Raw genomic sequence first — 22,912 nt, 5'->3', positions numbered from 1 at the left:
TCCGAAAAGGAACACCCCCGATGGCACCCCTCCCCCTCATCCACCAGTCCTTCGCCGAGCAGGTGGCACGGCACCCGGACAAGACGCTCTTCGAACTGCCCGACGGGCGGCGCGTCAGCTACCGCGAGACCGAGCGGACCGTGCGGCGGATCGCCGCCCGCCTCGTCGCGGATGGCGTCACCCCCGGCGACCGGGTCGCGATGCAGGTGGAGAAGTCCCCGGAGGCCATCGCCCTGTACCTGGCGACGCTGCGGATCGGCGGGGTCTTCCTGCCGCTCAACACCGCCTACACGGGTACGGAGATGGCGTACTTCCTCACCGACGCCCAGCCCCGGGTCCTGGTCTGCTCACCGGAGCGCCGGGCCGACCACGCGGGGACGGCGGACCTCGTCGTCGAAACCCTCGGCACGGCCGGCGACGGCACGCTGCTGGCCGGCGGGGCGGAAGACGAGGAGGAAGGCAGCGAGGGCGGCGAGGGCAGCGAGGAGGCCGCGGTCTTCGACGCCTCCCCCGAGGACCCGGCGGCGATCCTCTACACCTCCGGCACCACCGGACGCTCCAAGGGCGCCGTGCTCACCCACGGCAACCTCGCCGCCAACTGCCGGGCGCTGCTGGACAGCTGGCGGTTCACCGCCGAGGACCGGCTGATCCACGCCCTGCCGATCTTCCACATCCACGGGCTCTTCGTCGCCGCGAACATGACCCTGACCGCCGGCGCCTCCATGTACTACCTGCCGAAGTTCGACGCGGAGACGATCCTCGATCTGCTGCCGCGCGCCACCGTGCTGATGGGCGTACCCACCTTCTACACCCGGCTGCTGAAGAACGACCGGCTCACCGCCGCGTCCTGCGCCGCGATGCGGCTGTTCGTCTCCGGTTCCGCTCCCCTGCTGGCCAGCGACCACGAGGCGTTCCGGGCCCGTACCGGCCACGCCATCCTGGAGCGTTACGGGATGACGGAGACCGGCATGAACACCACCAACCCGTACGCGGGCGGCCCGCGCAAGCCCGGCACCGTCGGTATGCCGCTGCCCGGCACCGAACTGAGGGTGGTGGACGCCGACACCGGTCGGGAGCTGCCGGACGGTGAGGTCGGGAGCATCGAGGTGCGCGGCCCCAACGTCTTCACCGGCTACTGGCGGCTGCCCGAGAAGACCGCCGCCGAGTTCCGCGCGGACGGCTTCTTCATCACCGGCGACCTGGGCCGGATCGACGAGGACGGCTATCTGTGCATCGTCGGCCGGGGCAAGGACCTGGTGATCTCCGGGGGCTTCAACGTCTACCCCAAGGAGATCGAGGAACTGCTCGACGCCCACCCCGGGGTGCTGGAATCCGCGGTGATCGGGGTCCCGCACCCGGACTTCGGGGAAACGGTGCTGGCCGTCGTCGTCCCGGCGCCGGGCGGACAACCCCGGGAACGCGAGCTGCTGGACTTCATCACCGGCGACCTCGCCCGCTTCAAGCACCCGCGCGCGGTGCGCTTCGTCGACGCGCTGCCCCGCAACGTCATGGGCAAGGTGCAGAAGGCCGAACTGCGCAAGCGCTACGCGGACCTCTTCGTCTGACCCGGTATCCCCGTCCTTCCCCTTCCCCTTTCCCTCACCTCCTTTCCCTCCCCCTTCCCTTTCCCAGTCTCTCAGTGTGGAGAAGACGATGATCATCTATGGAGTGGCAGCACTGGCGGTGTGCATGCTCACAGGCACACTCGTCGGTGAACTGATCGGCGGCGCCGTCGGCGTGGACGCCAATGTCGGCGGCGTCGGATTCGCCATGATCATGCTGGTGTTCGTGACCGGCTGGCTCCGCGCCAAGGGCAAATTCCCCCAGGCCACCGAGCAGGGCGTGCTCTTCTGGAGCGCGATGTACATACCGATCGTCATCGCCATGGCCTCCACCCAGAACGTGGTCAAGGCCGTCAGCGGCGGCCCGATGGCCCTGCTGGCCGGCCTCGCCGCGATCGCGGCCGGCCTCGCCCTGGTGCCGGTGCTGGCACGGATCGGCGAGCCCGGGGAACCCCTGCCGCCGCTGGCCGCCGAAGAGCAGCGGCAGGGGGCCTGAGATGGAACTGGAAAGATTCACCGCCGTCTTCGAGAACAACGGCCTGCTGGTCGCCTTCGCCGTGGTCGGCGCACTCATGCTGGTGTCCGGCTGGCTGTCCAAGGCGCTGACCCGGGGCCGGCTGCAAGGGTCGGCCATCGCCATCCTCCTCGGTCTGCTCCTGGCCTACTGGGGCGGCTCGGTGACCGGAGAGGCCAACGGGCTGGCCGGCTTCGCCGCCCTGTCAGGACTGGCCGTGATGGGCGGGGCGATGCTGCGGGACTTCGCGATCGTCTCGACGGCGTACGGCGTCGACCTGAAAACGATCAAAGGCGCCGGCGTGGCCGGGGCGCTCTCGATCGTGCTGGGCGTGCTGGTGTCGTTCGCGGCCGGCGCTGTCATCGCGGCGGCCTTCGGCTACACGGACGCGAAGTCGCTGGCGACGATCGGCGGCGGGGCGGCCACGTACATCGTCGGACCGGTGACGGGTACGGCGGTGGGCGCGAGTTCGGAGGTCATCGCGCTGTCGGTGGCCGCCGGGCTGGTCAAGGCGGTGGTGGTGATGGTGGGCACCCCGCTGGTCGCCCCGCTGATCGGCCTGAACAACCCGAAGACCGCCATGGCGTACGGCGGCCTGATGGGCACCACCTCGGGCGTGGCCGGCGGCCTGGCCGCCACCGACAAGCGCCTGGTGCCGTACGGGGCCATGACCGCCACCTTCTACACCGGCCTGGGCTGCCTGCTCGGCCCCTCCCTGGTGTACTTCGTCCTGCGGGCCGTGGTGGGCGGCTAGCGCAGGGCGGCCCGCACCCGCTTCCGCAACCGCTCGTCGCCGAGCGAACCGACGCCGCGCCAGGCGTACCCGCCGACCTCCTCCTGCTGCAAGGTGACCCGCCCCTCCCCCGTCGTCCGGAACAGAAACCGGAAGTCGACGTGCTGATGGGCGGGCTCACCCTTGGCGGCGCTGGCGGGGATGGCGTGGACATCGATGTGCACCGGCTCGTCCAGCACGGGCGCCACCCTCTCGCCGATCCCCGCCTCCTCGGCCAACTCCCGCAGCGCCGCGCCCATCAGGGTCGAGTCCGCGTCCTCCAGATGACCGCCCGGCGTCAGCCACAGATCCAGCCCCAGATGCCGGACGAACAACGCCTCCCCCGCATCATTGACCAACACCGCCCCGGCGGTGGCATGCCCCCGGAACTCCTTCCGACTACTGAGATCAGCCCCCACCGCCAGTAGCCCGAACACGGGCGCCAATCCTCCCTTCTCCTCCGGATGGGCATCGGCGTACGCGGTGAGGGTGGTGCGGATGTGTTCTGCCGTGATGGCCATGTTCAGTCCCGGTTGTAGTAGTTGAGCCAGGTGGCGGCGATGACGGAGCGGTCATCGGTGGGAACCTCATGCATCCCCGGAGCCGGCTCCCGGTCGGCGAGCAGCCGGATACCGGCCAGAATCTCCGCCTGCACGAGGAAGATGAACGGCCCCACGCTCGCGCCGTGCAGAAAGTTGACGGCGTTGCCGTGGTTCAGCAGATAGAAGTAGTGACCCGTGGTGCTGTACCGCGTCACGTGATCCCCCACTCCGCCGCGCGCGTAGCCGTCCGGCAGTCCGCCGAGTTCGAGTTCGTCCTCGCTGCTGGTGACGGTCGCCACGTAAGCGCCATTGCGCAGCAGCGGAAAATCCTCCCCGCGCAGCGAGAGCGCCCCGGTGGCACACAGCACCAGGCCGGCGGCACCCAGCGCCCTGTCCCGATCCCGGGCGACCGCGAACCCCTGGGAGAGCGCCTGGGCACGCCGTACGGGGTCGCGTCGTGGACGGTGACGTGGACACCCTTGGCGTGCAGCAGCCGGGCGATGCTGGAACCGAGCTTGCCGAAGCCGATCACCAGGGCCGGGCGGCCGTGCAGGATGTCTCCGCGGCCGCGAAGCAGGGCCTCCGTGGAGAAGACCACCGACTGGCCCACCAGAAAGTCCTCGGGCTCCTTGAGGGGCGAGCGGGCCACAGAGATCACGGGGCACGGCAGCTTGTCCCGCTGGGCATACCGTTTGTGCCCGTTCTCGGTGTCCTCGATCACCCCGAGCACCCGGCCGGAGAGCCGCTCACAGAGCGCGTCGAGCGCCGGCTCGAAGTACCCGCCCACGTCAAGAAGGACCAGCGATTCCCCGCCGGCACGGCTCTCCACATAACTCACGGCGGAATCCGGATCGGCGAACAGACCGCGCGACAGATCGTCGCAGGGCACGGTCCGCTCGATCTCCCGCCTGGCCGGCACATGCACGGATTTCGGCTTCGGGAGCACTGCCCGCAGCTGGGAGATCTGGTGTACGGCACGGATGAAGCTCGGACGTTCCGGCAGGAGATGGGTGATCAGCAGCGAGGAAGGAATCACAGAAGGCACGAAGGCACGTGCCACCTTGGAGAAGTAGGTATCCAGACGCGCACGTTCGGACGTTTCCATTGCCGACCCCCATTCTGCGACAAGCCGGCCCACTGCGGCTTCCACGTCTTCATCATGCCCGGAGGATTCTGCCACACCACCTCTATGCGCGATAACGACTAAATACCGCAGAGGCAGTACGTATTGAACAGGTGACCGACCCGGGATCTCTTTTTATGCGACTACGTGCATAGCCGCCATCTCACATGGACAGTGGCTGATCACAAGGCGTAGGGTCCCTGGGGTGGTCCCAACTGGGCCACGGACCAGGAGGTTTCGCATGTCCGAGCAGGTGGGGCTCACGAGGCTCACGGGCAATGGGAACGGCGACGACAAGTGCGGCAGGAACGACTGTCCGAACGTCTACGCCACCGACCGCGGTTCTTTCATCATCCAGGGCAACCTCTTTGACGGCTTCCGTCCCCCCGACGGGGAAGTTCTTGTCGAGATCCCCGAGACGGTACTCCGGGAGGCATTTCGTGTTCTTGGATGGTGAAGAGTGGCAAGCCATGTTCCGGAGCGTTCGCTTCGAAGCATGGCGACTGGAAACCCTTCCTCAGTATCTGGTGCCGCAGGAATCTGAGGACTTCACGGCATTCAAAGCCGGAACGTTCAACGGCTACAACAGGGACGACAGCAGCTATGTCGATGAACTCCGGCGTCAACGCGAAGAGGGAAGAACCAAGGGCCGGGTACACATTCTCTCCCGCCCACTCTCGGAATACCTCCGATTTGAGTTCACTGCCTACGATGTGCACTGGCCGGCAGGCGACGATATCCGGATCCTCGACATTACCGACCGGAAGAACCCGCTGCCCGGCGTGCGGGACTTCTGGATGTTCGATCGGAAGACCGTGGTGCTCATGCACTATGCGGAGGACGGCACCCAGATCAGCCGCGAACTGTACGACGGCGACGCCGCGCCGTTCGTCGAGTATCAGCGCATCGCGCTGGCGGAGTCGATCCCGTACCCGGAGTATGTGAAGGGTGTCCTTCGAACCTGAGCAACTGAGACGTTCCGGGCAGGAGCTGGCCGACACGCTCCGGTCCCTGCGGAAGCGAGCCGGTCTCTCCGGAGACCGGCTCGCCGCGCGTTGCAACATGTCGCAGTCGAAGGTGAGCCGGATCGAGACCGGGCGCATCCGCCCCTCCCTGATGGACATAGAGCGCATTCTTCGCGCCCTTGATGTGCCCGCCGATACCGCCGCCGACGTTCTGGCACTGGCACGGATCGCCAACACCGAATGGCGGAACCATCGAGAGCTCCATCGCAAGGGAATCCTCACGGCACAGACCGACTTGAAGGCGCTCGAAACAACGTCGACCGAAATGCGCTACTTCCTGCTCTCCATGGTCACCGGACTGTTGTCCACGCCCGAGTACATGCGTGCGAGCCTCGACGACAATCCTGGTGATATCGAGCCCACGGTGCAGGCCAAGCTGGAACGGAAGGCTGTGCTCCACGACCGGTCCAAGAGCTTTCGCTTTCTGCTCACCGAACAAGCAGTACGGTGGCCGGTGGTCGGGCCTGATCAGCTTGCCGAGCAGATCGACCACCTTGCCGCGCTGACCCGTCTGCCCAGTGTCCGGCTCGGCGTCATCCCGCTCGGATCACCCACCCCAGTGCGGCCCTTGAACACGTTCACCGTCTATGACCGCTCGCTGGCCACCGTCGAGACGGACACCGGAGTCCTCGTCCTCCGTGACCATCAAGACATCCGCGCCTATCGCGATGCCTTCGCCGCCCTGGAGCAGGCAGCCCTCTTCGGGGACGAGGCCCGGGCGCGGCTCGGTGCGTGGGCGGCGGTCTGTCGGCGGGCGGCGGGTGGGTGATCAGAGGCCCTTGGCGTTTCTCATGCGTTCGGGGGTCCAGTAGTCATCGATGTCGGACGGGTCCTCGTTCGTTGCGTAGCCGGTGCTTCCGTCGTCGGCGGTGCTGTACGAGGCGACGGTCACCCCCACGGCCACACCGACGAGAAGCCCGGCGGCCACGCCCGCGAGTGCGGCCAGTGCGCGTCTGGTGGTGGGTCCCATGAGCATCCTCCCTGTCCGCCCGGTGGCAGGGTAGCCGGGCGGACAGGGGCGGGTCACTACGTCACACTGCCCTGGGCGTCGAACATCGCCTTGACGCTGTCACCGAAGTACGGGCTCCGGTTCACGCCCACCGTGTCGAGGGTCGCGAAGACGCCGTTGATGTAGCCAAGACCCAAGCCCTCGTCGAAGGCCCGCAGCCAGGGCCCGCCGCTCGCGCCGGGGCCGAAGTTGCAGCCCAGCCTGAGCCTGCCGTCCGAGTCGCCGGCGGTCGTTCCCTGGCACCACCACTGCACCTCGGCGACGGTGTCCCGGTTCACGGGATAACCGAACGCCGTGACGGCCTGATTGCGGTTGTAGTTGATGCTCAGACCGTTGCCGCCGGTGACGTTGACGAGCTTCTGGCCGAAGTTGGGCCAGGTGGTCACCATGGCCACGTCCAGGGTGCGGTCGCTGTTGTTGATCCAGCCGACGAAAGCCCGGAACTCCTTGGCCACGAAGACGCCGTAAGGGTCGAATCCACGGCGATAGCTGGGTACGTAGACCCAGTTGTACATCCACGGGCCGGCCGTACCGGTGCCGCCCTCGATGACGCAGTGGCCGGCGGTGACCACCATCTGCTTCGAGTCGCTGTTCACGGCCCCGGCCGTGCACGAGCTGTCCGTGCCGGTTCGCGGGTTGGTGTAGAACACCTTGCCCACGCCGGGCGAGTCATTGATGGCGGCGGTGAAGTCGCCGTCCTCACGTGCGAGCGGCGGCGCGGGCTCGATGGACACCGGGGTGCCCCGGTCGGTCGGCGCGTACGTGCCGTACGTCTCGTCCGATTCGGCCGGTGGGAGGTCGTCGGCAGGGATGGCGTTGGCCATCCGCTCCGGGGTCCAGTACTCCTTCACCGCGGCGGTGGGGTCGCCGCCGGCCCGGGCGGCGAGGCCGGCGGCCTCCGGGGAAAGCTGCGCGGTGGCCGTCTCGCTGGCGGTGAGGTCGGTACGGCCGTCGGCCGAGGCGGTCCCGGCGAGAGCGGAGAGCATCAGGGTGGCGGCGAGCAACGGCGGGCATGCGCGTCTTAAGCGGTTCACGGATCAACCTCCTGCTTGGAGTTGCGTGAAGCGACAGAAGATTGTGCGCACTTGGTGAAGCAGTTGGCTAGCCCCGGTGAAATGGCGGGCGAACACCCTTGACGGCCGCCATCAGCGCCTCCAGACGGGCCGGGTTGGTGACGGCGAGGACCACGGCGGGGTCGTCGCTCTCCCGGAGGAGGAGCGTGCCGTTGGCTATCGCGGCGAGTTCGAGGCAGTCGCCGTTGCCGTTGCTATTGCTGAAGCTGGACTTCCTCCAGGCGCGGCTGGACATCGGCTTCCCTTCACAAGTCGTACAGGAGGCGCTGAAGCAACCCGAGGGAGTTTCTTCTGGCATGGACAGTACTCCCAGGGTCCATGTCGATGGGCGGCAGTGCGACAGCTGCAAGCTTCGCGAATGCATCAGAGAATTGCCGAAGATTGGCCTGACCGGTGATGAAGGGTGACTCAGTCGGGTGTTCGACGTAGACCGTGCCAAGTTCGGGGACTGCTGCGTCGTGGCAGGTGAACGAGGACTGGATGAAGACGCGGTAGACGTCGGCACGGAACGGGATTACCTGGATCTCCACGTTGGGCAGTCTGGACATCTCCAGCAGGTGCTCGATCTGCCTGCGCAGTACCTCGCGGCCTACGAACTCCATCCGGAGCGCGGCCTCGTGAATGACAGCGTGGAACACAGGGGGTCGGGGCTCCTTGAGCAGCCGCTGTCGGCGCAGCCGAAAGTCGACGTACCGTTCCAGTGTCTCCTCGGGTTCCCCCGGGTGTCCGCTGTTGAACAGCGCGCGCATGTACTCCGGCGTTTGGAGCAGGCCAGGCACATGCAGGTACTGGACCACGCGGAATCCGGCCGACATCGACTCAAGCTCGGCCAGATCGCGCGCCCCATCGGTGTGGGGCGGGAAGCGGTACTCGGACCACCAGCCTCGGCCGTTGGACTGGCTCATGGCGATCAGGGAATCGATCAGGTGTTCATTCTTGCAACCGTAGAGGTCCGCGAAGGCCCTGATCTTCGGCACAGGAATAGCCGTTCGGCCTGACTCGATGTGGTTCAGGTGAGCAGGACTGAATCCCAGCTCCGCCCCGGCCCTGGTGCCGGTCAGACGGCTATCTTCTCGCAGTCTCCGCAGCTCGACACCCAAACGACGTTGGCGCTGGCTTGGGTTGACGCGCAGTCCCATCGGACTCCCTCCCTGTGTACGGCCCCAGTCTGCCGCCCCGGACACGACAGATCCACCGCCTTCACTCACAGGAGTGAAGTTTGTCTTCTCCGTTGCAGCACAAGTGATTTGGCATTTATTTTTAACCCCTGGCTGCTGCCACGTGGCCACTCATCGAGGCAAGGGAGGGCGCTCCCATGAGCGTCGCTGTGCTGAAACCACCGGTTCCCGGGGTGCGTTCGTATCAGTTCATCACCGGCAATACGCCCGATGCCGTGCGGCTGTCCCGCGACCACGTCGTCTGGCTGCTGGAGCGGGCCGGGTGCGGGGTGGATCTGGATACCGTTCGGTTGCTGGTGTCCGAGGTGGTCAGCAATGCGTATCTGCATACGAACACCCCGCAGGTCTCACTCATCACCGCGATTCGGCCCGATCTCGTCCGGGTCGAGGTCTTCGACAACTGCCCCGCCCCCGTGCCGGCCGTGCCCATCGCGGGCGACTGCGTGCTCGGGGAGCGGGGGCGGGGGGTCGTACTGCTCCAGGTGCTCGCCTCGCGGTGGGGGTGCGAAGTCTTCGGGGGGCGGCATCCGTTCGGGAAGGCCGTGTGGTTCGAGCTGGTCACTCCTGGAGGGGCTGTCGCGTGACGTCGAAGGATGTCATGCTCGTAGTCTTCGCAGTCGCCTTCTTCGTCTCCGTCTCATTCGCCGCCGTCGCTCATCACCGCATCAGCAAGTGGCACGACGAGGCGGTCAGGGAGCGGTCGGGGCCCCGTCGTAGGGGGTGAGCCCATGACCGAGCCGTTGCCGGACCTGCGGCGATTGCAGCCGCATCAGCTCATGGGCATCCGCTGTGTGCTGTGCAATCGGTATCTGGGCGCCATGGCACGGCGGTTGGGGCCGCCACTGCTCGATCGGTGGGGGTACCGGTATCAGCTGTACGCCTGTCGTCCGCACTGTCCGCTGCGGCGGTTCCCCGAGTCATAGGTTCAAGGACAGGCAGATCGCCAGCGCTTCGCGGCCGGTTTCCGTCACCGTGACCGCCCGGGTCAGCTTGTCGCGGGTCAGCCAGCCCGACTCCAGCGCGTGGCGGCACAGTGCCGCGCCGACCGCGCCGCCGAGGTGCGGGCGGCGCTCGGTCCAGTCCAGGCAGGAGCGGACCAGGGGGCGGCGGGTGCCGGGGTCCATCGGGATGCCCAGTTCGGCGAGCCAGATCGCGCCGTCGCCCGTCAGCCGCACGCCCCGTTGCCAGTCCAGCAGGCCGCGTTCGGTCATCGCGTCCGTGATGGCCACCCCCACCGTTCCCGCGAGATGGTCGTAGCAGGTACGGGCGTGGGCCAGCGCCCGGTGGCGGCGGACGCCGGACAGGGAGGGGGTGGGGGCGGGGCGGTTGGGGGCCAGGGCGGCGAGGTTTTCGATGAGTTCGGCGACCTGGGGGTCGGACAGCCGTACGTAGCGGTGCCGGCCCTGGCGTTCCTGGGTGAGCAGGCCGCCGCGTACGAGGAGGTTGAGGTGCTCGGTGGTGGTCGAGGCGGCCACCCCGGTGTGGTGTGCCACCTCGGTGGCGGTCCAGGCGCGGCGGTCGAGGAGGGCCCAGCAGATGCGGGCGCGGGTGCCGTCCGCCAGCAGCCGGGCCACGGCGGCCAGATCGGGGGCTGTGTCCATGGGGTCCAGTGTCGCCCCGCTACCCTTCGGTCCTCACCGAAATGTTCAGGTTTTATGATCCGATCATGAGCATGTCGCTGGCGGAGATGATCGCGGTCTTCAGTGCGGGCCTCGGAGCCGGTGCCATCAATACCGTGGTCGGCTCCGGGACGTTGATCACCTTCCCTGTACTACTGGCCGTGGGGCTGCCGCCCGTCACCGCCACGGTCTCCAACGCGATGGGGCTCATCCCCGGCTCCATCAGCGGCGCCATCGGGTACCGGCGGGAGCTCAAAGGGCAGTTGCCGCGGGTGCTGCGGTTCGGGGTGGGCGCCCTGATCGGCGGAGTCACCGGCGCCTCACTGCTGCTCGCGCTGCCCGCCTCCGCCTTCGAGCGGATCGTGCCGGTGCTCGTCGGGCTGGCGCTCGTCCTGGTGATCCTCCAGCCCCGGATCAGCCGGGCCCTGCGAGCGCGCCGGGAACGTACCGGCACCGCCGCCCGGCCCAACGGCGGGCCGCTGCTCTCCACCGGGCTCGCCCTCGCCAGCGTCTACGGCGGCTACTTCGCCGCCGCCCAAGGCATCATCTACATGTCCTTGATGGGCATGCTGCTCGACGACACCATGCAGCGGCTCAACGCGGTCAAGAACGTCCTCGCCGCGATCGTCAACACCGTCGCCGCGATCTTCTTCCTCTTCCTCGCCGACTTCCACTGGACCGCCGTCGCCCTGCTCGCCGTCGGCTCCGCGCTCGGCGGTCAGCTCGGCGCGAAGGTCGGGCGGCGGCTCAGCCCGGCCGTGCTGCGCGGGTTCATCGTGCTGGTCGGCTCCGTCGCCATCGTGCAGTTGGTGCTGCGGTAGGCGGTGAACGACGGCCGGGCCCGTACGGTGCGCAATACCGTACGGGCCCGGCCGTCCTGCCTTCTCAGCCGAACAGCGCCGGCAGCGTCGCCTCGCGCGCCTCGCGCAGCTCCGCCAGCGGGATGCTGAACTCGCCCTGCACCTCGATCGCCTCGCCGTCGACCACGCCCACCCGCGCCGCCGGCAGGCCACGGGCCGCGCACATGTCGGTGAAGCGGGTCTCCTCGCTGCGCGGCACGGACACGATCGCCCGGCCCGCCGACTCCGAGAAGAGGAACGTGAACACCGACAGGTCATCCGGCACGACCAGCCGGGCGCCGACCCCGCCGGCCACCGCCGACTCCGTGACCGCCTGGATCAGACCGCCGTCCGACAGGTCGTGCGCCGCGTCGATCATGCCGTCACGGGACGCGCTGATCAGGATGTCGGCCAGCAGCCGCTCCCGCTCCAGGTCCACCTTCGGCGGCAGGCCGCCCAGGTGGTTGTGGATCACCTGGGACCACGCCGAGCCGCCGAACTCCTCGGCGGTGTCGCCCAGGAGGTAGATCAGCTGACCCGCTTCCTCGAACGCGTGGGGGGTGCGGCGGGTGACATCGTCGATCACGCCGAGCACGCCGACCACCGGGGTGGGGTGGATGGCCTGCTCGCCGGTCTGGTTGTACAGCGAGACGTTGCCGCCGGTCACCGGCGTGCCCAGCGCCTGGCAGGCGTCGGCCAGGCCGCGGGTGGCCTCCGCGAACTGCCACATCACGGCCGGGTCCTCCGGCGAGCCGAAGTTCAGGCAGTCGGTCACGGCCAGCGGCTTGGCGCCGGTGGCCGCCACATTGCGGTACGACTCGGCGAACGCCAGCTGCGCGCCCGCGTACGGGTCGAGCTTCGCGTACCGGCCATTGCCGTCGGTGGCGATCGCGACGCCGAGGTTGGTCTCCTCGTCGATCCGGATCATCCCGCCGTCCTCCGGCTGGGCGAGCACCGTGTTGCCGAGCACGTACTTGTCGTACTGGTCGGTCACCCACGCCTTCGACGCCTGGTTGGGGGAGGCGATCAACCGCATGACCTGCTCGCGCAGTTCCTCCGCCGTCTCCGGCTTCGGCAGCGTGCCCGCGTCGTCCGCCTGGAGCGCGTCCTGCCACTCGGGGCGGGCGTACGGGCGGTGCAGCAGCGGGCCCTCGTGCGCGACCGTGCGCGGCGGTACGTCCACGATCTGCTCGCCGTGCCAGAAGATCTCCAGACGGTCGCCGTCCGTCACCTCACCGATGACGGTGGCGATGACATCCCACTTCTCGCACACCGCGAGGAACCGCTCGACCTTCTCCGGCTCGACGACCGCACACATCCGCTCCTGCGACTCGCTCATCAGGATCTCCTCGGGGGAGAGCGAGGAGTCGCGCAGCGGGACGACGTCCAGCTCGACACGCATGCCGCCGGAGCCGTTGGAGGCCAGCTCGGAGGTGGCGCACGACAGCCCTGCCGCGCCGAGGTCCTGGATGCCGACCACCAGGTCCTGGGCGAACAGCTCCAGGGTGGACTCGATGAGCAGCTTCTCCTGGAACGGGTCGCCGACCTGCACCGCCGGCCGCTTGGCGGGCTTGCCGTCCGCGTCCTCGAAGGTCTCCGAGGCGAGGATGGAGGCGCCGCCGATGCCGTCGCCGCCGGTGCGGGCGCCGTACAGGATGACCTTGTTGCCGGCCCCGGACGCCTTGGCGAGGTGGATGTCCTCGTGCCGCATGACGCCCACGCACAGGGCGTTGACCAGCGGGTTGCCCTGGTAGCAGTCGTCGAAGACGATCTCGCCGCCGATGTTGGGCAGGCCCAGGCAGTTGCCGTAGCCGCCGATCCCGGCGACGACGCCCGGCAGGACGCGCTTGGTGTCGGGGTGGTCGGGGGCGCCGAAGCGCAGCGGGTCCATCACGGCGACCGGGCGGGCGCCCATGGCGATGATGTCGCGGACGATGCCGCCGATGCCGGTGGCGGCGCCCTGGTAGGGCTCGACGTACGAGGGGTGGTTGTGCGACTCGACCTTGAAGGTGACCGCGTAGCCCTGGCCGACGTCCACGACGCCCGCCTGCTCACCGATGCCGACCAGCAGCGCGTCGGAGGGCGGGGCCTTCTCGCCGAACTGCTTGAGGTGCACCTTGCTGGATTTGTACGAGCAGTGCTCGGACCACATCACCGAGTACATGGCCAGCTCGGCGCCGGTCGGGCGGCGGTCGAGGATGGCGCGGATGCGCTCGTACTCGTCCTGCTTGAGGCCGAGTTCGGCCCAGGGCAGCTCGGTGTCGGGGGTGGCGGCGGCGTGCTTGACGGTGTCGAGGGTCATGAGGCGGCGACCAGCTTCTTGAGGACTGAGGTGAAGAAGCCGAGACCGTCGGTGCTGGGCCCGGTGAGGGATTCGACGGCGTGCTCGGGGTGCGGCATCAGGCCGACGACGTTGCCGGCGGCGTTGGTGACGCCGGCGATGTCGCGGCGCGAGCCGTTGGGGTTGCGGTCGAGGTAGCGGAAGACGACCCGGCCCTCCGCCTCCAGCTCGTCGAGGGTGCGCTCGTCGGCGACGTAGCCGCCCTCGCCGTTCTTGAGCGGGATGGTGATCTCCTGGCCGGCCGTGTAGTCGGCGGTCCAGGCGGTGTCGGCGTTCTCGACGCGCAGCCGCTGATCCCGGCAGATGAAATGCAGATGATCATTACGGGTGAGGGCGCCGGGCAGCAGATGCGATTCGCACAGCACCTGGAAGCCGTTGCAGATCCCGAGCACCGGAAGCCCGGCCCGGGCCTGCTCGATGATCGTTTCCATCACCGGGGAGAAACGGGCGATCGCGCCGCAGCGCAGATAATCGCCGTAGCTGAAACCGCCCGGCAGAATCACCGCGTCCACCTGGTGCAGGCTGGTGTCGCGGTGCCACAGGGCGACCGGCTCGGCGCCGGCGAGGCGGACCGCGCGCTGGGCGTCGCGGTCATCGAGCGAGCCGGGGAAGGTGACGACTCCCACACGGGTGGTCACTGGGCGACCTCTTCCGCGGGCTCTTCCACGCGTACGTCGAAGTCCTCGATCACCGTGTTGGCGAGGAAGGTCTCGGCAAGCTCGCGGATCCGGGCGAGGGCGGCCTCATCGACGGGGCCGTCCACCTCCAGCTCGAAACGCTTGCCCTGGCGGACATCGGAGATTCCGGCGAACCCGAGGCGGGGCAGCGCGCGTTGCACGGCCTGGCCCTGGGGGTCGAGGATCTCCGGCTTGAGCATGACGTCGACTACGACGCGGGCCACAGGTACTCCCGGTGGGATTGGTGCTGACGCTGCTGCCCATCAGCGTACCTGTCGGACAAATCTACACGGGTAGACATCGCGGCACCCGGCCCCGCCTCTGACGTGAATCGGTCACGTTCAGGTATCGGGGGCGGAAACCCCTGCAAGAAGCGCCGGGAAAACCGTATGGTCCCCATTGCGGCATGACACGTGAGGCCGAATTTCCGCCCCGGGCGACTTCGCGCTTCGCAGAAAAAGCCAGTCGTTGTACAAATAACGAACACGGCACCGCCGTACCGCAGTACAGCACCTTGCTCCCGATCATGGGAACGCCCCGCGACGCCGGCGCGCACTCCGGCCCGGCGTCGTCGTCAGATACGTCAGGTACGGGGCATACCCGCCGAAAGGACCGATATCCATGGCACAGCGCGTCGTGGTCACCCTCTCCGACGACATCGACGGCGGGGAAGCCTCGGAAACGGTAGCTTTCGGGCTTGACGGGAAGACGTACGAGATCGACCTCAGCGAGGCGAACGCGGAGAAGCTCCGTACCGTCCTCGCCCCCTATGTGACCGCCGGCCGCAAGCGCGCCAAGTCGGGCCGGGCCTTCCACCACACCTCGGTGGCCCCGGACCCGCGCGCGGTGCGCGCCTGGGCCGAGTCGAACGGCTTCGACGTGCCGGCCCGCGGGCGCATCCCCCGCAAGGTCTACGACGCCTTCAACGAGGCTCACTGATCCGGGCGTTGAGCCGATTTGCCAACGACCCCCGGTGATCGGCTAGAGTCTGGATCACGCCGAAGGGCGGGGCCGGAAAAGCCCCGAACGAGGCGGATGCGCGGGTGTAGTTCAGTAGTAGAACACCCTCTTTCCAAGGGGGAGGCGCAGTGTGCAATTCCTGTCACCCGCTCTATCCACTCCGGTGCGTAGTCTCTGCGCACCAGTCGGTGGAGATGCGGGTGTAGTTCAGTAGTAGAACGCCCCCTTTCCAAGGGGGAGGCGCAGTGTGCAATTCCTGTCACCCGCTCGGCAGCAGCTCGGTACCTGGTGCAAGACCCCCTCGGGGATCAGGTACAGTAGGTGCCGCAGGCGGACGTAGCTCAGCTGGTAGAGCACAACCTTGCCAAGGTTGGGGTCGCGAGTTCGAATCTCGTCGTCCGCTCAGAATGAAGGGCCCGGTCTCAACAGACCGGGCCCTTCGGCGTTGTGAGAGCCGGGGCGGGCCGGCGGCGGGCCCCGGTCTGACATTCGTCATGGGGATCGATGACAGTCGGCAGGGGGAACGGGCCGCCCGGGGCGGCAGCCTTGAAGCATGGTCAAGGACGATGCGACGGGCACCACGACGGTGATCGAGGCGCGCGGGCTGCGCCGCCGGTACGGGCCGGCCGGCCCCGGCGGCTTCGAGGCCGTGCGCGGGATGGACTTCGAGGTACGGCGCGGCGAGCTGTTCGCGCTGCTGGGCACGAACGGCGCGGGCAAGACCTCCACCGTGGAGGTGCTGGAAGGGCTCGCCCCGGCCACCGGTGGCGAGGTGCGGGTGTTCGGGCACGATCCGTACCGGCGCCGGGACCGGGTGCGCCCGTACATCGGGATGATGCTCCAGGAGGGCGGCTTCCCGGCCGATCTGACGGTCACCGAGACCGGCCGGATGTGGGCCGGCTGCGTCACCGGGGCGCGGCCGGTGCCCGAGGCGCTGGAACTGGTGGGGCTCACGCACCGGGCGGACGTACGGGTCAAGCAGTTGTCCGGCGGTGAGCGGCGGCGGCTGGATCTGGCGCTGGCGCTGATGGGGCGGCCCGGGCTGCTGTTCCTGGACGAGCCGACCACCGGTCTCGATCCGGAGGCGCGGCAGCGCACCTGGCAGCTGGTGGGCGAGCTGCGCGACGCGGGCACCACCGTGCTGCTGACCACGCACTACCTGGAGGAGGCGGAGGCGCTGGCCGACCGGCTGGCGATCATGCGCGAGGGACGGATCGTGGTGTCGGGGACGACGGCCCAGGTACTGGAGGCGCAGCCGGCCAGAATCCGGTTCACGCTGCCGCCGGGGGTGGGGCACGAGCGGCTGCCGCTGTCGGTGCCGGCGGCGGCGGACGGGCAGCGGGTGGAGATCCGTACCCGGGAGTTGCAGCGGGCGCTGACCGAGGTGCTGCTGTGGGCGCGGGAGGCCGGGGTGGAGCTGGCGGATCTGGATGCCCGCTCGGCCTCGCTGGAGGAAGTCTTTCTGGAGGTGGCGGGAGCGTGAATCACGGTACGGGGACGCGGACCGAGGCGCAGGGCGTACGGCACGGGGCGCGGCACACGCCGCCGCACGACGGGGGGCACGCCGGGATGGGTACGGGTACGGCCACCTGGCGGCTGCTGTTGGGGGTGCCGAGCAAGGCGTCGCTGCGGCGGATGGCGGCGCTGGGACGGGCCGAGCTGACGCTGCTGCTGCGCAACCGCACGGCGCTGTTCATGGGCCTGGCGATGCCGGTCGGCATGGTGCTGCTGTCGTACTCCTCGGCGGGCAACCTCGACTCGGTGGAGACCCGGCTGAGCGTCGGGGAGCTGGTGCTCACCGGCGGCATCGGGTTCGTACTGCTGCTGGTGGCCTACTTCAACCCGATCGCCGCCTATGTGGCGCGGCGCGAGGAGCGGGTGCTCAAGCGGCTGCGCACCGGGGAGGTGACGGACGCCGAGATCCTGACCGGCACGGCGCTGCCGTCGGCGGTGCTGGCGGTGGCGCAGATCGCCGTGCTGGTGGTGTCCGGGGCGCTGCTGCTCGATGTGGGGGCGCCGGAGCAGCCGGTGGTGCTGGTGCTCGGGGTGCTGCTGGGGGTGGTGCTGATGGTGTGCCTGGCGGCGTTGACGGCGGCGTTCACCAGGACCGTGGAGGCCGCACAGATCACCAGCCTGCCATTCTTCATGCTCTCGGCGGTGGCGTCGGGCCTGTTCGTCCCGCTGGACGCGATGCCGGACGGGGTGGCGAATGTCTTCCGGGTGCTGCCGATGACGCCGGTGATCGAGCTGGTGCGCGGTGGCTGGCTGGGCGGAATGCCGGACGGCGAGCTGCGGCTGGCGCTGCTGCTGGCGGTGGTGTGGACCGGTCTGTCGGTGTTTGCTGTACGACGCTGGTTCCGCTGGGATCCTCGGCAGTGAGCCGGGCGGGTGTGAGAGGGGTGTGAGGCGGGGCATGGGTACGGCGGGCACGGCCGGTGCGGCGGGTACCGCGGCGCCGGGTGGCGGCGGTGGCTGGGTGGACCGGTTCATCGGCAGCACCCAGCGGGCGCGGGTGGCCCAGTACACGCGGTACACGCTGTACACCTTCGCGGGCGTGGAACTGATCGCGGTCCCGCTGAACATGCCGCAGTGGATCGCGGACAGCGATCCGCCGGTGGCGGTGGCGCTCGGGCTGCTGATCCTGGTGCACACCGGGGGCAATGTGCTGCTCACCCGGGCCGGGCTGCGCTGGTATCTGAGCGAGGGGCGCGACCGCGCGTCGTGGCCGGGGCGGCTGCTGGCCGCGCAGGCGGGGCTTTCGCTGCTGATCGCGGGGCTGGTGTTCGGCGCGGTGGCGGCCTGGCAGGCGCCGATGTCGACGGTGGGGGTGCTGGTCTCACTGGTCGCGTTCGGCGCCGGCGGTCCTTCGCTGCTGCTGTCGATGCGGCAGATGGGGGTGACGCTGGCGGTGGTGATGGCCGCGATGGCCGCGGGGTCCGCGTTCGCCGGGGTGCCCGGGCAGATCGTGGTGGTGCTGACGCTGCTGACGGGGGCGATGCTGGTGCTGATGGCGTTCACCTGCCGGGTGACGACGTGGACGCTGCTGGTGGTGAACAAGCTGGACGCGGCGCGCGAGACGGAGGCCCGGCTGGCGGTGGCGGAGGAACGGCTGCGGTTCGGCCGGGACATGCACGACGTACTGGGGCGGAATCTGTCGGTGATCGCGCTGAAGAGCGAACTGGCGGCGCAGTTGGCCGGGCGCGGACCGTCGGCGACAGCGGCAGCGGTGGAGCAGATGGCGGAGGTGCAGCGGATCGCGCGGCAGTCGCAGCAGGAGATGCGGGAGGTGGTGCGCGGCTACCGCGAGGCGGATCTGGACGCGGAGCTGGCGGGGGCGCGGGGGGTACTGGAGGCGGCGGGGATCGGCTGCCGGATCGAGGACGGGGGCAGTGCGGGGCTGCCGGTGGCGGTGCAGTCCGCGCTGGGGTGGGTGGTGCGGGAGGGCACCACCAATGTGCTGCGGCACGCGGACGCGGCGGCGGGGTGTGTGATCCGGGTACGGGTGCCGGGTCCCGGCGGGATCGCGGCGGTGCTGGAGATGGACAACGACGGAGTACGGGCGGGCGGCGGCGTGCCTGGAGGAGCCTCCGTGGCCGGCACTGGCCTGCTGGGCCTGCGGGACCGTCTGGCGGCCCTGGGCGGCACGCTGACGGCGGGCCCGTACGGGGAGGCCGGCGGCTCGTTCCGGCTGACGGCGACCGTTCCGGTACCGACGGCGACGGCAGCGGCAGCGACGACGCCGGCGACAGCGACGGCAGCGGCGACGGCGGGGCGGAGCCGGCCGGCGGAACCGGCACGGCCGCCGACGGTGGAGCGGGAACCGGGCACCGCACAGCCGGAGCCGGAGCCGTCCGCAGTGGCGGAGCCGGGGGCCGCGTCGGCGGGGGTGGTGGGGGCGTGATCCGGGTGTTGCTGGCGGACGACGAGCACCTCATCCGGGGCGCGCTGGCGGCGTTGCTGGCGCTTGAGGACGATCTGCTGGTGGTGGCCGAGGCCGCCTCGGGGCCCGAGGCGCTGGCGATGGCGGCGGCGCAGCGGCCGGATGTGGCGGTGCTTGATCTCCAGATGCCGGGCGCGGACGGGGTGGCGGTGGCGGCCCGGTTGCGGGTGGAGCTGCCGGAGTGCACCACGATGATCGTGACCGGGCACGGCCGGCCGGGGCATCTGAAGCGGGCGCTGTCGGCGGGGGTGCGCGGGTTTCTGCCCAAGACGGTCTCGGCGCGGCGACTGGCGGAAATCATCCGTACGGTGCACGCGGGCACCCGTTACATTGACCCGGAGCTGGCGGCGGACGCCATCAGCGCGGGCGATTCGCCGCTGACCGCCCGCGAGACGGAGTTGCTGGAGCTGGCGGCGGACGGTGCGCCGATCAGTGAGGTCGCCGAGCGGGCCGCGCTGGCCCCGGGCACCGTACGCAACTACCTCTCCTCGGCGGCGGCCAAGCTGCACGCCGAGAACCGGCACACCGCCGTACGGCTGGCGCGGGAACGCGGCTGGATCTGAGCCGGTGCCGGCCCGGCTTCCCGTTCCCGGCTCCCCCTCTTCTCTTCTCTTCTCTTCTCTTCGTCGAAAGGATCGTCTCCGCCATGACGACTGCCACTCTGATCGTGTTCGGGATCTCCATCGGCATCGTCGCCTGGGTCGCCTGGCGCGGTTTCCGGGCGGAGGACGCGCGGCGGGAGGCCGAGGAGCGGGACCGGTAGCCGGCGGGCTCAGCGCCCGGTCGCCGTGGTGGTGCCTGCCGGGCGGGGCCAGGAGCGCCCGCTGTGGGTCTCGATGCTCTGGTTGAAGCGGGTCAGCGCGTCCTCCAGGGCGCGCACCTCCGCCGGTGTCCACTCGGCGAGCACCTTGGCCAGCCCTTCGCGGCTGGTCCGTTCCCGGTCGGCGAGCCGCCGGGCGCCCTCCTCCGTCATCTGGAGCCTGCGCGCCATGCCGCCCTCGGGGTCGGCGACCCGGCGGGCCAGTCCGTCGCGCAGCAGGGCGGCGGTCTGCCGGTTGATGGTGGAGGTGTCGAGGGCGAACGCCTGGGCGAGTTCGGAGATGGTCATCGGGCCCTGGGCGGCGAGCCGGGTGAGCAGCAGATGGGCCGACCGTTCCAGCATTCCGCCGCCTTCGCGCTGCCTGCTGGCCAGCTCGTACCGGGCGAGCAGCAGCAGTTCGCGTTGCAGTCCCTCGAACCGTTCCTGCGACTGGGGCTGGGGCTGGGGCTGGGGCACCGTCACCGGGTTTACCTCCTCGTCGGGTCCTGGTGGATCTTAAAGAACATCCCAAGGTCGAGCGTTCCACACCCGAACGAAATATGCATGATGCACATCATATGTATGCTGCATGAATATGGACGGGGCAGCCCACCCCGCCCGGCTGTTCTCTTCCCACTCCGCCCGGAGGCCGTATTCCATGCCCAGCTCCACCCCGGCAGCGCCGCCACCGCCCGCCGCCGCAGCCCCCACCGTCGACAAGGGGTCGGCCAACGTCATCATCGTGGTGCTCGCCTTCGCCGGCATCGTCACCGCGCTGATGCAGACCCTGGTGGTCCCGCTCCTCGTCCAGCTGCCCACCCTGCTCGACACCACCACCGCCAACGCCTCCTGGGTGGTCACCGCCACCCTGCTGGCCGCCGCCGTCGCCATCCCCACCACCAGCCGGCTCGGCGACATGTTCGGCAAGCGCCGGATCATCTTCGTCAACCTCGGGCTGCTCATCGTCGGCTCACTGGTGTGCGCGCTGTCCGACTCGGTCGTCCCGATGGTCGCCGGCCGCGCCCTCCAGGGCTTCGGCATGGGCCTCATCCCGCTCGGCATCGGCGTCATGCGCGATGTCATGCCGCCCGAGCGGGTCGCCTCCTCCATGGCCCTGATGAGCGCTTCGCTGGGCATCGGCGGCGCGCTCGGCCTGCCCGCCGCCGCGCTGGTGGCGCAGAACTTCGACTGGCACGTCCTCTTCTACGCCTCGGCCGGCCTCGCCGCCCTCGCCCTCGCCCTCATCGCCGTCTTCGTCCCCGAGTCGCCAGTACGGTCCCCCGGCCGCTTCGACTTCGCCGGCTCCATCGGCATCGGCATCGGCCTGGTCTGCCTGCTGCTCGCGCTCTCCAAGGGCGCCGACTGGGGCTGGAGCAGCGGCAGCACACTGGGCCTCTTCGCGGCCGGGGTGCTCGTCCTGCTCGCCTGGGGCTGGTACGAGCTGCGCACCCCGCAGCCGCTGGTGGACCTGCGCACCACCGCCAAGCCGCAGGTGCTGTTCACCAACCTCGCCGCGCTGGTGATCGGGTTCGCCATGTACGCGATGTCGCTGATCGCGCCGCAGCTGCTCCAGCTGCCGGCGGAGACCGGTTACGGGCTCGGCCAGTCGATGGTCTCCGCCGGTCTGCTGATGGCGCCCGGCGGTCTGATGATGATGGTCTTCTCGCCGCTGTCCGCCGTCATCACCAAGTCCCGGGGCCCCAAGACCTCGCTGATCCTCGGCTCGGTCGTGATCGCGGCCGGCTACGGGCTCGGCCTGGTCATGATGGACGAAGTCTGGCAGGTCGTCGTCTTCTCCTGCGTGGTGACCTCCGGCATCGCCATCGCGTACGCCGCGATGCCCACCCTCATCATGGGCGCCGTGCCCGCGTCGGAGACCGCGTCCGCCAACGGACTGAACACCCTGATGCGGTCGATCGGCACCAGCACCGCCGGTGCGGCGATCGGGGTGGTGCTGGCGAACAGCAGCACCACCTTCGGCACGGCCGAGGTGCCCTCGCTGACCGGGTTCCGTACCGGCTTCGCGATCGCCTGCGGGGCGGCGCTGCTGGCCGCCGTGATCGCCGTGTTCATCCCGGGCGGGCGACCGCGGACCGGGGCCGCCGGGGCCGCGAGCGCGCCACGGGAGGAGTCGCCGGAGAAGGCCGGGGCCGGGGCCGCGGCCTGACGCCGGCACCGGAGCCGACGCCGGCGCGGATCGCTCAGATCCAGCCGCGATCCCGGGCCAGCAGGGCGGCCTGGGCGCGGCTGCCCGCGTTCAGATGGTCCATCAGATGGGCGATCCGGCGCCGGTACGTACGCACCGAGACGCCGATGCCGCGCGCCGCCGTCTCGTCCTTGGCGCCCGAGCACATCGCGGCCAGGATCAGCCGGGCGGTCTCGGTCGGGGTCGGCGCGGGGGTGAGCGGGGTGGCCTGCGCCCAGGCGCGCTCGAACAGGGCCCGCACGCTGGCCACCACGGCGGGCTCCCCGGTGAACAGCGCCCCGTGCTCGATGGCGGGCCCGGTGTCGAGCGGGAGCGCGACGGCCCGGCCGTCACAGGCCAGCAGCCGTTCGGTGGCGTGCGCGATCAGCCGTACCCGCGCGCCGTGCCGTTCGATCTCGCGCAGATAGCCGGCCGTCGCCGGGTCGTCGAGGGTCTCGCAGAGCATCACCGTACGGAAGGCCACCCCGCGGCGCAGGCAGCCCAGCGCGAGCGGGCGGACCCAGGTGAGATAACCGGCGGACAGCTCGGGGTGCGGCGCCAGGGTGAGTACTTCGGCGCGGGCGTGGCGGACCAGCTCTTCGATGCGGTCGCGGATGGCCACCGGGTCGGTGAGCCGCTCGATGCGGCCCACCCGCTCGTCGCGCGGGCTGTGCTGGCTGCTGCGATCCGTGCCGGCGTGCATGTTCATCCCCGTTCGGGCGGTGCGGTACCGGGGGTGGTCGAGCCCGGTGGC

Annotated in this window: 26 protein-coding genes, 3 tRNA genes and 1 pseudogene; 18 read left to right on the top strand and 12 right to left on the bottom strand. The window is 69.7% G+C overall.

Annotated elements, in window-relative coordinates; all coding sequences use genetic code 11:
* Positions 1-20 precede the first annotated feature (20 nt).
* From AC5WRL_RS25440 to madM, 3 genes are all read left to right on the top strand, one after another.
* Positions 21-1,565 (top strand): malonate--CoA ligase, encoded by a 1,545-nt coding sequence (locus AC5WRL_RS25440; protein WP_496091042.1) that lies wholly within the window; start codon positions 21-23, stop codon positions 1,563-1,565.
* Between the two features lie 88 nt (positions 1,566-1,653).
* A complete protein-coding gene (madL, locus tag AC5WRL_RS25435; protein ID WP_496090994.1) occupies positions 1,654-2,058 on the top strand; it encodes a malonate transporter subunit MadL in 405 nt (134 codons plus the stop codon).
* Between the two features lies 1 nt (position 2,059).
* A complete protein-coding gene (gene madM, locus AC5WRL_RS25430) occupies positions 2,060-2,830 on the top strand; it encodes a malonate transporter subunit MadM (protein ID WP_496090993.1) in 771 nt (256 codons plus the stop codon).
* On the opposite strand, the gene AC5WRL_RS25425 is transcribed toward madM, so the two are convergent.
* Entirely contained in the window at positions 2,827-3,369 is a 543-nt protein-coding gene (locus tag AC5WRL_RS25425; protein WP_496090992.1) for an NUDIX hydrolase, read from the bottom strand. The two genes, madM and AC5WRL_RS25425, sit on opposite strands and share 4 nt — an antisense overlap.
* Before the next feature lie 2 nt (positions 3,370-3,371).
* Positions 3,372-4,495: pseudogene (locus AC5WRL_RS25420) on the bottom strand (Rossmann-fold NAD(P)-binding domain-containing protein).
* A 259-nt stretch (positions 4,496-4,754) separates the two neighbouring features.
* Between AC5WRL_RS25420 and AC5WRL_RS25415 the strand changes: the two are divergent.
* Genes AC5WRL_RS25415 through AC5WRL_RS25405 form a run of 3 tightly spaced genes read left to right on the top strand, consistent with a single transcriptional unit; the run spans position 4,755 to position 6,307 of the window.
* A complete protein-coding gene (locus AC5WRL_RS25415; protein WP_496090991.1) occupies positions 4,755-4,970 on the top strand; it encodes a hypothetical protein in 216 nt (71 codons plus the stop codon).
* Positions 4,954-5,478 (top strand): DUF6879 family protein, encoded by a 525-nt coding sequence (locus tag AC5WRL_RS25410; RefSeq protein ID WP_496090990.1) that lies wholly within the window; start codon positions 4,954-4,956, stop codon positions 5,476-5,478. The genes AC5WRL_RS25415 and AC5WRL_RS25410 overlap by 17 nt, the downstream gene beginning before the upstream one ends.
* Positions 5,462-6,307 carry a helix-turn-helix domain-containing protein gene (locus AC5WRL_RS25405; protein WP_496090989.1) on the top strand — a complete coding sequence of 282 codons (846 nt, stop codon included), beginning with the start codon at positions 5,462-5,464 and terminating at the stop codon, positions 6,305-6,307. The genes AC5WRL_RS25410 and AC5WRL_RS25405 overlap by 17 nt, the downstream gene beginning before the upstream one ends.
* Here the strand turns inward: AC5WRL_RS25405 and AC5WRL_RS25400 are convergent, their stop codons facing one another.
* From AC5WRL_RS25400 to AC5WRL_RS25385, 4 genes are all read right to left on the bottom strand, one after another.
* Positions 6,308-6,508, bottom strand: a complete 201-nt coding sequence (locus AC5WRL_RS25400) for a hypothetical protein (protein WP_496090988.1) — start codon at positions 6,506-6,508, stop codon at positions 6,308-6,310. It abuts the gene before it with no gap.
* 56 nt (positions 6,509-6,564) lie between these two features.
* Complete coding sequence (locus AC5WRL_RS25395; protein ID WP_496090987.1) at positions 6,565-7,581, bottom strand: trypsin-like serine peptidase; 1,017 nt, start codon at positions 7,579-7,581, stop codon at positions 6,565-6,567.
* Between the two features lie 67 nt (positions 7,582-7,648).
* Positions 7,649-7,855 (bottom strand): DUF397 domain-containing protein, encoded by a 207-nt coding sequence (locus AC5WRL_RS25390; RefSeq protein ID WP_496090986.1) that lies wholly within the window; start codon positions 7,853-7,855, stop codon positions 7,649-7,651.
* Between the two features lie 10 nt (positions 7,856-7,865).
* On the bottom strand, positions 7,866-8,759 hold the full coding sequence (locus AC5WRL_RS25385) for a helix-turn-helix domain-containing protein (protein ID WP_496090985.1): 894 nt from the start codon (positions 8,757-8,759) through the stop codon (positions 7,866-7,868).
* A gap of 176 nt (positions 8,760-8,935) precedes the next feature.
* On the opposite strand from AC5WRL_RS25385, the gene AC5WRL_RS25380 reads away from it, so the two are divergent.
* Both AC5WRL_RS25380 and AC5WRL_RS25375 read left to right on the top strand, forming a co-directional pair.
* Positions 8,936-9,382 (top strand): ATP-binding protein, encoded by a 447-nt coding sequence (locus AC5WRL_RS25380; protein ID WP_496090984.1) that lies wholly within the window; start codon positions 8,936-8,938, stop codon positions 9,380-9,382.
* A gap of 144 nt (positions 9,383-9,526) precedes the next feature.
* Positions 9,527-9,721: a hypothetical protein gene (locus AC5WRL_RS25375; protein ID WP_019431944.1), complete on the top strand. Its 195-nt coding sequence runs from the start codon at positions 9,527-9,529 to the stop codon at positions 9,719-9,721.
* Here the strand turns inward: AC5WRL_RS25375 and AC5WRL_RS25370 are convergent.
* A complete protein-coding gene (locus tag AC5WRL_RS25370) occupies positions 9,716-10,399 on the bottom strand; it encodes an ArsR/SmtB family transcription factor (RefSeq protein WP_496090983.1) in 684 nt (227 codons plus the stop codon). The two genes, AC5WRL_RS25375 and AC5WRL_RS25370, sit on opposite strands and share 6 nt — an antisense overlap.
* A 71-nt stretch (positions 10,400-10,470) precedes the next feature.
* Here AC5WRL_RS25370 and AC5WRL_RS25365 point away from each other — a divergent pair, with 71 nt between their 5' ends.
* Positions 10,471-11,238, top strand: coding sequence for a sulfite exporter TauE/SafE family protein (locus AC5WRL_RS25365; RefSeq protein WP_496091041.1), 768 nt, complete (start codon positions 10,471-10,473; stop codon positions 11,236-11,238).
* Positions 11,239-11,302: 64 nt separating this feature from the next.
* Here AC5WRL_RS25365 and purL read toward each other — a convergent pair whose 3' ends face one another.
* The 3 genes from purL to purS are packed head-to-tail and all read right to left on the bottom strand — an operon-like array spanning position 11,303 to position 14,498.
* Positions 11,303-13,558 carry a phosphoribosylformylglycinamidine synthase subunit PurL gene (purL, locus tag AC5WRL_RS25360; RefSeq protein ID WP_496090982.1) on the bottom strand — a complete coding sequence of 752 codons (2,256 nt, stop codon included), beginning with the start codon at positions 13,556-13,558 and terminating at the stop codon, positions 11,303-11,305.
* Positions 13,555-14,235: a phosphoribosylformylglycinamidine synthase subunit PurQ gene (gene purQ / locus AC5WRL_RS25355; protein ID WP_496090981.1), complete on the bottom strand. Its 681-nt coding sequence runs from the start codon at positions 14,233-14,235 to the stop codon at positions 13,555-13,557. The genes purL and purQ overlap by 4 nt, the downstream gene beginning before the upstream one ends.
* The gene (purS, locus tag AC5WRL_RS25350; protein ID WP_496090980.1) at positions 14,232-14,498 is read right to left on the bottom strand and encodes a phosphoribosylformylglycinamidine synthase subunit PurS; all 267 of its coding nucleotides are present in this window, start codon (positions 14,496-14,498) and stop codon (positions 14,232-14,234) included. Before purS ends, purQ begins: the two co-directional genes overlap by 4 nt.
* Before the next feature lie 397 nt (positions 14,499-14,895).
* Between purS and AC5WRL_RS25345 the strand changes: the two genes are divergently transcribed.
* From AC5WRL_RS25345 to AC5WRL_RS25310, 8 genes are all read left to right on the top strand, one after another.
* Positions 14,896-15,213 carry a histone-like nucleoid-structuring protein Lsr2 gene (locus tag AC5WRL_RS25345; RefSeq protein ID WP_496090979.1) on the top strand — a complete coding sequence of 106 codons (318 nt, stop codon included), beginning with the start codon at positions 14,896-14,898 and terminating at the stop codon, positions 15,211-15,213.
* A gap of 100 nt (positions 15,214-15,313) precedes the next feature.
* Positions 15,314-15,385: transfer RNA gene (locus AC5WRL_RS25340), tRNA-Gly, on the top strand.
* Positions 15,386-15,430: 45 nt separating this feature from the next.
* Positions 15,431-15,502 (top strand) — tRNA-Gly (locus AC5WRL_RS25335).
* 62 nt (positions 15,503-15,564) lie between these two features.
* A tRNA-Gly gene (locus tag AC5WRL_RS25330) sits at positions 15,565-15,637 on the top strand.
* A 150-nt stretch (positions 15,638-15,787) separates the two neighbouring features.
* On the top strand, positions 15,788-16,717 hold the full coding sequence (locus tag AC5WRL_RS25325) for an ABC transporter ATP-binding protein (protein ID WP_496090978.1): 930 nt from the start codon (positions 15,788-15,790) through the stop codon (positions 16,715-16,717).
* 86 nt (positions 16,718-16,803) lie between these two features.
* Positions 16,804-17,613, top strand: coding sequence for an ABC transporter permease (locus tag AC5WRL_RS25320; RefSeq protein ID WP_496091040.1), 810 nt, complete (start codon positions 16,804-16,806; stop codon positions 17,611-17,613).
* Positions 17,614-17,647: 34 nt separating this feature from the next.
* Positions 17,648-19,135: a sensor histidine kinase gene (locus tag AC5WRL_RS25315; RefSeq protein WP_496090977.1), complete on the top strand. Its 1,488-nt coding sequence runs from the start codon at positions 17,648-17,650 to the stop codon at positions 19,133-19,135.
* Positions 19,132-19,737 (top strand): response regulator transcription factor, encoded by a 606-nt coding sequence (locus AC5WRL_RS25310; RefSeq protein ID WP_496090976.1) that lies wholly within the window; start codon positions 19,132-19,134, stop codon positions 19,735-19,737. Before AC5WRL_RS25315 ends, AC5WRL_RS25310 begins: the two co-directional genes overlap by 4 nt.
* A 209-nt stretch (positions 19,738-19,946) precedes the next feature.
* Here the strand turns inward: AC5WRL_RS25310 and AC5WRL_RS25305 are convergent, their stop codons facing one another.
* Positions 19,947-20,450 carry a MarR family winged helix-turn-helix transcriptional regulator gene (locus tag AC5WRL_RS25305; RefSeq protein WP_496091039.1) on the bottom strand — a complete coding sequence of 168 codons (504 nt, stop codon included), beginning with the start codon at positions 20,448-20,450 and terminating at the stop codon, positions 19,947-19,949.
* 181 nt (positions 20,451-20,631) lie between these two features.
* Between AC5WRL_RS25305 and AC5WRL_RS25300 the strand changes: the two genes are divergently transcribed.
* Positions 20,632-22,140: an MFS transporter gene (locus tag AC5WRL_RS25300; RefSeq protein ID WP_496090975.1), complete on the top strand. Its 1,509-nt coding sequence runs from the start codon at positions 20,632-20,634 to the stop codon at positions 22,138-22,140.
* A 34-nt stretch (positions 22,141-22,174) separates the two neighbouring features.
* Here the strand turns inward: AC5WRL_RS25300 and AC5WRL_RS25295 are convergent, their stop codons facing one another.
* On the bottom strand, positions 22,175-22,861 hold the full coding sequence (locus AC5WRL_RS25295; protein ID WP_496090974.1) for a helix-turn-helix domain-containing protein: 687 nt from the start codon (positions 22,859-22,861) through the stop codon (positions 22,175-22,177).
* Positions 22,862-22,912 lie beyond the last annotated feature (51 nt).

The organism is Streptomyces sp. NTD107 (assembly GCF_059510435.1).
Note: the sequence above shows the minus strand (reverse complement) of the source record. Positions and strands in the feature narration are given on the sequence as shown.

Coding starts and splice junctions, on each gene's coding strand:
- AC5WRL_RS25440 (WP_496091042.1), top strand. CDS start 21: ATGGCACCCCTCCCCCTCATCCACCAGTCCTTCGCCGAGCAGGTGGCA.
- madL (WP_496090994.1), top strand. CDS start 1,654: ATGATCATCTATGGAGTGGCAGCACTGGCGGTGTGCATGCTCACAGGC.
- madM (WP_496090993.1), top strand. CDS start 2,060: ATGGAACTGGAAAGATTCACCGCCGTCTTCGAGAACAACGGCCTGCTG.
- AC5WRL_RS25425 (WP_496090992.1), bottom strand. CDS start 3,369: ATGGCCATCACGGCAGAACACATCCGCACCACCCTCACCGCGTACGCC.
- AC5WRL_RS25415 (WP_496090991.1), top strand. CDS start 4,755: ATGTCCGAGCAGGTGGGGCTCACGAGGCTCACGGGCAATGGGAACGGC.
- AC5WRL_RS25400 (WP_496090988.1), bottom strand. CDS start 6,508: ATGGGACCCACCACCAGACGCGCACTGGCCGCACTCGCGGGCGTGGCC.
- AC5WRL_RS25390 (WP_496090986.1), bottom strand. CDS start 7,855: ATGTCCAGCCGCGCCTGGAGGAAGTCCAGCTTCAGCAATAGCAACGGC.
- AC5WRL_RS25385 (WP_496090985.1), bottom strand. CDS start 8,759: ATGGGACTGCGCGTCAACCCAAGCCAGCGCCAACGTCGTTTGGGTGTC.
- AC5WRL_RS25380 (WP_496090984.1), top strand. CDS start 8,936: ATGAGCGTCGCTGTGCTGAAACCACCGGTTCCCGGGGTGCGTTCGTAT.
- AC5WRL_RS25375 (WP_019431944.1), top strand. CDS start 9,527: ATGACCGAGCCGTTGCCGGACCTGCGGCGATTGCAGCCGCATCAGCTC.
- AC5WRL_RS25370 (WP_496090983.1), bottom strand. CDS start 10,399: ATGGACACAGCCCCCGATCTGGCCGCCGTGGCCCGGCTGCTGGCGGAC.
- AC5WRL_RS25365 (WP_496091041.1), top strand. CDS start 10,471: ATGTCGCTGGCGGAGATGATCGCGGTCTTCAGTGCGGGCCTCGGAGCC.
- purL (WP_496090982.1), bottom strand. CDS start 13,558: ATGACCCTCGACACCGTCAAGCACGCCGCCGCCACCCCCGACACCGAG.
- AC5WRL_RS25345 (WP_496090979.1), top strand. CDS start 14,896: ATGGCACAGCGCGTCGTGGTCACCCTCTCCGACGACATCGACGGCGGG.
- AC5WRL_RS25325 (WP_496090978.1), top strand. CDS start 15,788: ATGGTCAAGGACGATGCGACGGGCACCACGACGGTGATCGAGGCGCGC.
- AC5WRL_RS25320 (WP_496091040.1), top strand. CDS start 16,804: ATGGGTACGGGTACGGCCACCTGGCGGCTGCTGTTGGGGGTGCCGAGC.
- AC5WRL_RS25315 (WP_496090977.1), top strand. CDS start 17,648: ATGGGTACGGCGGGCACGGCCGGTGCGGCGGGTACCGCGGCGCCGGGT.
- AC5WRL_RS25300 (WP_496090975.1), top strand. CDS start 20,632: ATGCCCAGCTCCACCCCGGCAGCGCCGCCACCGCCCGCCGCCGCAGCC.
- AC5WRL_RS25295 (WP_496090974.1), bottom strand. CDS start 22,861: ATGCACGCCGGCACGGATCGCAGCAGCCAGCACAGCCCGCGCGACGAG.